We start from the raw sequence: 7,997 nt of genomic DNA on the forward strand, positions 1-7,997 counted from the left end.
AGGGCGAATAAAACGTTACCGAGTTGCATCGGACAGATTGAGAATGCATGACTTTGGAAAATATGACGATATATTGGAAGTCTGCGCTGGCCTGTGGAATGTTTACCTAATTGGCTGACTTACAACAATACAACAACTCTAATACAATAAAGATGGAGAAGTAATATGGGCAACTCAAGCTGGAGGTGATTCTTTAGGCGACAAATCTTATGGAGAAAATATTGCCGTGGACATTAATGGCAATGTTTTAATAACGGGTGAATTTAGAGGAAAGTCTACTTTTGGTGATACCACTTTTAACACCGAAAGCGGATACCATATGTTCCTGGCAAAATATGATAGCGATGGGCGATCTCTATGGGCTGTGAAAGGTGGAGGATATGGTGATAGCGTAGGTTTCGGGGTGGCTGTCGATAAGAAAGGTAGTATTTACTTGACGGGTTGTTTTGATGAATCTGCAAAGTTTGGAACTATAGAGTTGATTGGGGGTGAAAGAGGAAATTCAATGTTTCTAATCAAATACAATGAATATGGAGAAACGTTGTGGTCTGTTAGAGCAATAAGTACGGTTAGCGCTGGTGGACATGATCTAGTGGTTGATAGAAATGGTGATATATGTTTAATAGGACATTTTTATGGTACAGTCGATTTTGCACATTCTAGTCTTGCTAGTTTGTCATCCAATACTGATGGTGATACATTTATCGCAAAATATGATAGCTTAGGAAAAGAGATTTGGGTCAAAAAAATGGGGTCAACAGTTGAGATTGGAGGAAGCTCATTATGTGTTGATTCTGATGATAATATTATTATTACTGGGCATTTTAAAGGAACTGTAACTTTTGGTCCTGATGTGTTAGTATCAAGCGGGATATACTATGATATGTTCTTAGCAAAGTGCGATTCATTAGGTAACGAAATTTGGGCGATTAAACCCACAAAAACAACAGAGGCTGGTGGTAGTGGGGTAGTTGCAGATTCAAATAGTAATGTGTACGTGACGGGCCATTTTTATGATACTATTACTTTTGGGGAAGCATCTTTTAAGTCTAGTGGATTAAATGATATGTTCTTGATTAAATTTGATGAGTTTGGTCAAATTGAATGGGCAGTGAAAGGCGGAGGAAAAGGTGCAGATAATGGAGATGCAATAGGATTAGACAGAAATGAAATAATATATATAATGGGTGGTTTTACGAAAGGTGCCACTTTTGGTACTACTATCCTTGATACTAAAGAAAGAGGCAATCTGTATTTGGCGAAATATAGGCAGAAGTCTTCGTAGTCTTCCGCGAAAGTTGTGCGTAGTCTGCAAGACTGCGTACTAAACATGAAAAGCCGTTTTTAACGGCCCGAAGCCCAATTCCGCCTCAGTCACCCACTTCTCCTGACTGATATAGAGTTTCAGATCAAAAACAGTATCTTTGAATCATGACAACTTACCAGGCAAACGTACTGAATCCCAAGGCCGACAGATTGCTGAAAGACTTAGCAGACCTGGAACTGATTTCGCTTTCAGAGACTTCCGCTGATCCGTTCCTTATGGTTGTCAACCGATTGAGAAACAACGCCTGTGCCGCACCACCGACCCTTGAAGAAATTACCGAAGAAGTAGAAGCCGTCAGATACCGGCGTTCAGGATGATTTGGGCCAGTGTGTTTCGATTCCCTGCTTACGGATAAGCTGTTGAAATTCTTCCAGCTTTCTGCGATCTTCCCGTACTGCCCTTGGAATCAGATTCTGCTTTAAGCAATGCGCCACCAAAGAACCCACCGCCTCGCCGATGCTCCACTCCACCGGATGCAGTCGATAGCAGCCGTTGGTAATGTGTGTAGTACCAATATTCTTGTTTGCGGGTAATACATTTTCCATGCGCTGCGGAATCAGCGCCCCCAGAGGAATCTGGAAAGGAAGCGAGCCAAAGTCCACGTAGTTGATGCCTGCGGAACTGGGATGCAGGTCGATATGGTAGTACCCTATGCCGACGCTATCGTAAAAATCAGCGGCCGTATTGCCCGTTTTTTTGCCGGTAATCTGCGCCCGTTGCTCCGCTCCCACGTGCTCTTCCAGCACCGTAAATAACGCCTTGATCCGCCTTGCCTCCCGAATGTAAGGATACTTGGCCAGGCCGTCTTCGGTACCCATCAGGTCGCCCCGCAGGCGAAGACCCGGCCAACCGGTGCCGCCATCGGGCCGGGGAGCTTCAGTCTGCAGCCAGTAGAGCAGCGACAGGCTTTGCTGTTTGGCACGGTTTACGTGCTTGTTGAATTCCTTGTCACTTACCCCTACAATGTTGCCCAGCACGTAGTCATTTTGGGGCCAGTTCACGATCGTCACGTCGCCAGGGTAGGTGCCCGGCACGAAGTTGTTCTTATTAATAATCTTGCGGTAATTCCACAGATTGAGGGGCGCATCCGTTTTGATGCCTTCGGGATGAAAGCCCAAAGTTTTGGGAACGGTAGGGTTACTGGGCGTCGAGTACCAAAGAGACAGCATTTCGCCCGGCCAGGGCGGCGTCATTTTGGGTACATAGCTCTTCCAGAAATCGTACTCACGCGGTTTGTCTATTACGTGGTTTTCTCCCTCCACGTAGTCCATCGCAAAGCACATGGTAAAGGCCTGGTTGTTAGTCGGATTGCCCACTTCGGGGGCGTGCAACTCACCCGTTTCATGCCGGGATTCCGTGCCGGTCACAAACTCGGTACCGGTCATTGGCAGCAAATCGCCCAGTTCGGTGGCATCCACAAAGTAGGGGGCCGTAAGTACCTTCTCCTGCCCTCCTCGCAGATTTTTCACTTTCAGCGCCTTCACCTTCGTGCCGGATGTGTCGGCCCCGGTAACCTCGTGTTCGAGCAGAAGCGTAAGTTTTTTACTGCTGATGTAAGGGGTAAGGGTGTTCATAAGTACCTCGTGGCCCACCCGGGGTTCGTGGCAAAGCCGGGACACCGAACCGTCACCGGGGTTAAGGTTGGGGCGGGCTCTGGCTTCGGCCGTCAGCGGGTAGTACCTTTTGTAATACTCCCGGATGTCGGTCCGGAAATCGCGGTACGACTGGGGTGCGCCGTGGGTTTCGATCCACTGATGCTCATCGGGAGGCACCCCTTGCTGGCTGAGTTGGCCACCAACCCAGTCGGTCTCTTCGGTCATAATGACCGTCAGGCCGTTTCGCAAAGAGGCCAGAGCCGCCGCAATCCCCCCTAGCCCCCCGCCGGCAATGACAACATCCGCACGCAGCTCCTTGCCGGCAGGTACCGCCTGAGCAGTAGCAGTAGTAGGTACGAAAAGTGATCCGGCGGTGATTATTCCGCCACTTGCCGATACGAGTTCAATAAAATTTCTTCTCTTCATTGATGTAGAATTTATAAAAAGCCACCTTCACTTCTTTAAAAATGTGAAGGTGCCAAAGTATGGTTTCTACGCATCACCAACCCGGGGTTTTGGATCAGCAACGCATTCGGGCTCCTTTTTACTGTGCACCTTCCGCCAGCTATCGCAAACAGCAATGGCTGCGACCACGAAGCACGGTGTACAAAAGCCACACTGCAGAGCATCATAAGCCATCAAAGCCTTCTGCACCGGATGTAGCCGGTCGGGCCCGCGGGCCTCAATAGTCTGCACAGATTTCCCCATGGTTCGTCGTAGTCTTCCGCGCCGTGATGCTATGCGCAGGATTGCAAACTGGTGCTGGCTGAATGTTGTAGAAGTGAATTTCGGAAAAATCGGACAAGATTTATGAACAATCTGAGATCTTTTTGCCACAAAAAAAGAGTGTTACACTAGACTGGTACTTCCTGATCAAAAGTCGGTATATAAAGTGCCGCAAACGGAAAATTATTTCCGGCGTCTGCGGATATTTGCGACTAAACCGGATGGGTAGCGAGCCATGGAGTTAAGAAATAAGCAGCGTATTTTCCTTAGTGTATTCTTTTTTATTTCAGGATTTGCCTTTTCCACCTGGGCCTCCCGAATCCCCACTATCAAAACCTTTTACGGCTTCAACGACGCCGAAATGGGCTCCGTGCTGCTGGCCATGCCAGTAAGTTCACTAATCGGGCTTCCCATTTCGGGCTGGCTGGTCAGCCGATTCGACAGCCGCATTCCTTTGGCGGTCGCCTTTGGAATCAATTCTGTTGCTTTGGCTTGTATCGGTCTGGCGAACACGCCTCTGCTCCTGATTATTACCATTTCTATCTTCGCGTTTACGATGCGGATTTTCAGTATTGCGGTCAATACCCAAACCATCACTTTACAGAAGTACCACCAGAAAAAAATTATCGGCTCATTCCACGGTTTGTGGAGTTCGGGCGGTATCGCGGGCGTGGGTTTCAGTACCTTGATGGTCGCCTCCGCTGTTTCCATCGAGGTTCATCTGGCTATCGTGGCTGCGCTTTGTCTGGCGGTAACGCTGTTCTCGTTTCCTTACCTTCTGAAAAACGACCGTATTTCTCAGGGTAACAAACTTATACTGGGAAAACCTGATCCCTACATTCTGTACTTAGGGGTACTGGTGTTTTTTGCGGCGGTGTGCGAAGGCGGTATGTTCGATTGGAGCGGCATTTTCTTTCGGGAAGTACTCCACGTCGAGATATTTACCTACGGCTACTTGATTTTCATGGTATTTATGGCACTCTCCCGGTTTCTGTCCGACCGCATTATCGAAAAAATCGGCATCTCCACAACCTACATCGTGAGTTCCCTGATGATCGTGGCGGGTATAGGCCTGGCCGTTGTTTTTCCTGCCGTCTGGACCGTTCTGATCGGATTTTCCCTCACGGGTTTCGGAACGGCTTCGGTGGTACCCATGACCTACGCACTGGCGGGTGCGTCGAAGAAGTACTCGCCCGGCCTGGCCATCTCGATCGTCGCCACCTACGCCACAGTGGGCATGTTGGTTGGGCCGCCGCTCATCGGGTACTTGTCGCACGCATTTGGCCTGCGGATGGCCTTCGTGGCCTTTGCGGTTTCGGGCCTGTTGTTTATACCGGTTTCCCGGCTTTTCTTCCGGTACCAACAAATGCAGGTACCCGACCAACCGCAGCCAGTATCCTGACTCTATCCCAACTGGCCCTTAGTTCCAAAATGGATGGTTGGTAGGGGATTTTGGAAATCAGTTAGTTGTCCACTTGTCTGAAGTCGTGGAGTGTAATTGGATTTTTTGGGATCGTGAAGTAGAAAACACCCTGGTTCGCCGCAGTCTTCAAAAAGTTGTGCGGAGTCTGCAAAACTGCCCCCACTAAGCTGGTACTTACGAAACGGCATATACCAATGAAGTCGATCGGAACGGCAATCTAAAAAAGAACGGGTGTGGGTGGCTATGGTGCGACGGCACGCGAAGAAACTACCGAGTACATGTACGTAAATTGCAAGTAGCCGGCCAATGAGTTAGGGTGTCTTGAGTGCCTTTCAAAGCGAGTTCATGCGCCCTGCCCCTGATTTGTAATCCTTTGGGTTTGCAAATCGGGGTTAGTGAATCGAGAATTGACTATTTTCAGGGCAATAGGTACTTTACCGATTGAGTTTTTGAAAATGCAGCTTTCGACCGCCATGAAAAACTACGCATATCAACTGAGCCTGCCCCTCGTCGCGGCAGTCTTCTGTCTTTACCCGGCTATCGCGCAGGAACTCCCTCCGATCAGCAACTACTCCCAGGCTACCTACCGGGCGCACAGCCAGAATTGGGACATTAGCCAGAGTGCCGACCGGATCATGTACTTCGCCAATTCCGACGGACTGCTGGAATACGACGGGGCAAGCTGGCGCCTGTTTCCGCTCCCCAACGACCAGATCGTCCGCGCCGTGTTATACGACGACGATCAAACCGCCGGAAAGAGGCCGCGTGTGTACGTGGGAGGCTTTGGAGAGTTCGGCTTTTGGGAGCGTAGCCCTGCGAGCAAAATGGTGTACCATTCGCTGAGCAAGTCAAGCTCCATCAAGAGCGTCGAAACGGAGGAGATATGGCATATCCTCAAAACCGAGGAGGCGGTCTATTTCCAATCATTCTCGAGGCTTTACAAATACGATGGGCAGGATATCAGCGAAATCAAGGCCCCTGGCAACTTCATGTTTCTGCGCCAGATTCAAGGCCGTTTGCTGATTCAACTGATCAGGAGGGGGCTTTACCAATTGCAGGGCGACGCGTTCGTGTCTGTTGCCGGCATGAAGTACCTCGACGGGGCCAGTGTGTCGGCTTTATTACCCTTCGAGAAACATAAAACGCTGATCGCGACCAAAAAAAACGGACTATTCGTGCTGGACGATGACGAAATCGTTCCCTGGCCCATCGCGATATCCGGCGAGTTGAAAAAGAATATCCTCAATCGCGCCATCCGACTCCAGAACGGCAATTACGCTTTCGGCACCATTCTGGACGGCGTGTACCTGGTGTCTGCCGAGGGAAACCTCCTGCTTCACTTCAATGCACGGAATGGCTTGCAGAACAATACAGTTCTGTCGCTCTTCGAAGACGCGCGGCAGAACCTTTGGCTTGGCCTGGACAAAGGGATCGACATGATCAGCCTGGCTTCTCCCGTCACTTCACTTACGCAGACCACCAATTCGCTCGGGGCCACCTACGCGGCGGCAGTCTGGGACGGGAGCCTGTACGTCGGCTCCAACAGTGGCTTGTACGTCAAGCCCTGGCCATCCGATCGCCCCTTTCGTCTAGTGCCCGGTTTGCAAGGGCAAGTCTGGGACCTGGAAGTGATCGACGGCCAACTCCTCTGTGGACACAATGACGGTACTTTTCGGATCAGCGAGCGAGGGGTTGAGAAAATTTCCTCCATTCCGGGCGGATGGACATTCGTGCCACTCGCAAAAGAGGGACGAAAGTACCTGCTGCAAGGTACTTACACCGGGCTGCACCTCTACTGTGCCACCGCCAAGGGGCTTTGGGAGTACGCACACAAGGTGGAGGGGGTGCCCCCCATTCCCATCAAGGGATTAGTAGAAGGCAAAGACGGGTCCTTTTGGGTGGCGCACGCTTACAAAGGCCTGTTCCGAACCAAACTGAATGCGGACTTTACCAAAGCTTCACTCTGGCAGGAGTACGATGCCCCCGAACAGATACCCTTAGAATACTCCATAGAGGTGATTCCCTGGAAAAACCGGGTGCTGATCCGGTCAGGCAACCGCTTTTTCACCCCTAACGACCAGCACAGGCTCGTGGCCGACAACGAATTCGGCCCCACGAACGAAGATCCTTTCAAGATACGCATGGGCCTGGAAGGGGAGTGGTTCAAGCTCTACCGCGACCGCATCATCCTCAATAAGCCCAACGGGCAGAGCCGCAGCTTTGACCTTTCCCCTGTCAGAAACTCAGAGACCATCGTCCCCATTACACCGCGCCACTATCTGTTTTGCCTGGGAAATGGCTACGCACTTTTTGACCGCTCCCGCGCGGCCCAGCCGGGTCTGGTGAACATCGCCCCGCTGATCCGCAAGATTTCCAGCCTGACGAATAGCTCGATCACCTTCCCGACGGACTCCAACCTAATCGTTCCGCCCGAGACGCGTTCGCTTAGGGTCAATTTCAGCCTGCCCGTTTACGGCAGCGAAGTACGTTACCAATATCGGCTCCTGGGGTTGAGCCAGCGCTGGTCGGACTGGACAACGGAGAGTTACGCCGACTTCACCAACCTGTCGGCAGGAGCGTACGAATTCCAAGTCAAGACATTTTCCAATAAACTGATTACTAAGCACAGGTTTGAAGTACTTCCGTTCTGGTACGAAACCAACTGGGCCAAAACTCTTTTTGCGATTTGCGCCGTGATCCTATTGGTCTGCCTGGTTTTTTTGCAGGAAAGGCAATTCGCTGTTCGCCGCAGGAAAATCGTAGCCGAGCAGCAGGAAAAACTCAAACAGCAAGAACTGGCCGCCGAAAGGCAAATCATCGAGATCAGGAACGAAAGCTTGCTGAAAGAGATAACTAACAAGAGTCAGCAGTTGAGCAACATCGCTATCAATGTGGTGCGCAAAAATGAAATACTGGAAGACATCCG

6 protein-coding genes are annotated in these 7,997 nt (G+C 50.5%); 4 read left to right on the forward strand and 2 right to left on the reverse strand.

Annotation, left to right across the window (positions count from 1 at the left end; translation table 11 throughout):
* Window positions 1–163 precede the first annotated feature (163 nt).
* Entirely contained in the window at window positions 164–1,285 is a 1,122-nt protein-coding gene (locus ACEW8P_RS10250) for an SBBP repeat-containing protein (RefSeq protein ID WP_373512993.1), read from the forward strand.
* 146 nt (window positions 1,286–1,431) lie between these two features.
* Complete coding sequence (locus ACEW8P_RS10255) at window positions 1,432–1,644, forward strand: hypothetical protein (protein WP_373512989.1); 213 nt, start codon at window positions 1,432–1,434, stop codon at window positions 1,642–1,644.
* Here the strand turns inward: ACEW8P_RS10255 and ACEW8P_RS10260 are convergent.
* Together ACEW8P_RS10260 and ACEW8P_RS10265 are read right to left on the reverse strand one after the other, a co-directional pair.
* Complete coding sequence (locus tag ACEW8P_RS10260) at window positions 1,636–3,348, reverse strand: FAD-dependent oxidoreductase (protein WP_373512990.1); 1,713 nt, start codon at window positions 3,346–3,348, stop codon at window positions 1,636–1,638. The two genes, ACEW8P_RS10255 and ACEW8P_RS10260, sit on opposite strands and share 9 nt — an antisense overlap.
* A gap of 66 nt (window positions 3,349–3,414) precedes the next feature.
* Window positions 3,415–3,630 (reverse strand): 2Fe-2S iron-sulfur cluster-binding protein, encoded by a 216-nt coding sequence (locus ACEW8P_RS10265; protein ID WP_373512994.1) that lies wholly within the window; start codon window positions 3,628–3,630, stop codon window positions 3,415–3,417.
* 253 nt (window positions 3,631–3,883) lie between these two features.
* Between ACEW8P_RS10265 and ACEW8P_RS10270 the strand changes: the two genes are divergently transcribed.
* Both ACEW8P_RS10270 and ACEW8P_RS10275 read left to right on the forward strand, forming a co-directional pair.
* Window positions 3,884–5,050 (forward strand): MFS transporter, encoded by a 1,167-nt coding sequence (locus ACEW8P_RS10270; protein WP_373512991.1) that lies wholly within the window; start codon window positions 3,884–3,886, stop codon window positions 5,048–5,050.
* 476 nt (window positions 5,051–5,526) lie between these two features.
* Window positions 5,527–7,997, forward strand: a 2,471-nt coding sequence (locus ACEW8P_RS10275) for a triple tyrosine motif-containing protein (RefSeq protein ID WP_373512992.1), incomplete at its 3' end; no start/stop codon positions are given.

The organism is Persicitalea sp. (assembly GCF_041751555.1).
Classification (GTDB): Bacteria; Bacteroidota; Bacteroidia; order Cytophagales; family Spirosomataceae; genus Persicitalea.

Excerpts from the sequence above, each read along its gene's own strand:
- ACEW8P_RS10255 (WP_373512989.1), top strand. The coding sequence starts at position 1,432 with ATGACAACTTACCAGGCAAACGTACTGAATCCCAAGGCCGACAGATTG.
- ACEW8P_RS10260 (WP_373512990.1), bottom strand. The coding sequence starts at position 3,348 with ATGAAGAGAAGAAATTTTATTGAACTCGTATCGGCAAGTGGCGGAATA.
- ACEW8P_RS10265 (WP_373512994.1), bottom strand. The coding sequence starts at position 3,630 with ATGGGGAAATCTGTGCAGACTATTGAGGCCCGCGGGCCCGACCGGCTA.
- ACEW8P_RS10270 (WP_373512991.1), top strand. The coding sequence starts at position 3,884 with ATGGAGTTAAGAAATAAGCAGCGTATTTTCCTTAGTGTATTCTTTTTT.